Source organism: Gluconobacter sp. GP1 (genome assembly GCF_032913585.1).
GTDB lineage: Bacteria > Pseudomonadota > Alphaproteobacteria > Acetobacterales > Acetobacteraceae > Gluconobacter > Gluconobacter cerinus.
Genome location: NZ_JASGXC010000048.1, coordinates 1 through 777 on the forward strand (window position 1 = coordinate 1; position 777 = coordinate 777).

Genomic DNA, 777 nt, shown 5'->3' on the forward strand with positions numbered 1-777 from the left:
GATACGGACGGACATGGAGAGGGACGTATTGGGCATCATCCGGATGAAGGAAGAAGTTCCGCGAGACGATTTGAAATCCGAGGAGATACATCAGGTCCGTCTGGCGCTGCGCCTCGCCCTGTCCTTCCGGCGCGACCCGATCAATGTCGATGACGACAATCCGGGCATCCCCAAGATCCAGACGTGTCGGCTTTGTCAGGCTTGGAAACTTCGCGACGAAATGATTGAGGTACCGCCTGAAAACGTCGATGGAGGACTCTGCCCCGCCTGTCGGGTTTGCCTTCTCGAATTCCAGCCGGATGCGCTCTTCGCGAACGACCTCGACGAGGTCGCTGATCACAGGCACGGCAAACTGGGTCGCGCGGTGCGCCATGCGCATGTCGCCGACGTTTGCCAGCATGTCAGCGACCTCCCACCAAGATGTCGCCCGTGTCGCTGAAAGCCGATGATGTGCGAGGGCCATATCAATGCCGAGCCGGTCGACCCCTTCGCGATACATCTTGGGACGGACAGAGGGACCAGTGTCGGAGTAGTATTCATACGCAGCCGTAATGAGCGCGTCGATCAGCTGGTTCATGCTCTCGAAGTCAGAGCCGTCGAGCGGCTTACAGATCTGCGCGAGAAAATTTGTCAGAAACGTGCGGTGATAGGGCAGCGGCGTTCGACAACAGGTTTCGGTATCGAAAATGTTGTAGGCGTGTTCGTCAATGAGCTGAAACGGAATGTGAAGCGCAAGGTGGCGTTCTTCCTGTCTCAGTCCGGCCCTGACCATGTCGA

The 777-nt window shown here is 57.7% G+C and carries 1 pseudogene; it reads right to left on the reverse strand.

Annotated features, from left to right (window positions below):
* Window positions 1–777: pseudogene (locus R5H23_RS17190) on the reverse strand (type IV secretion protein DotO); the annotation flags it as partial.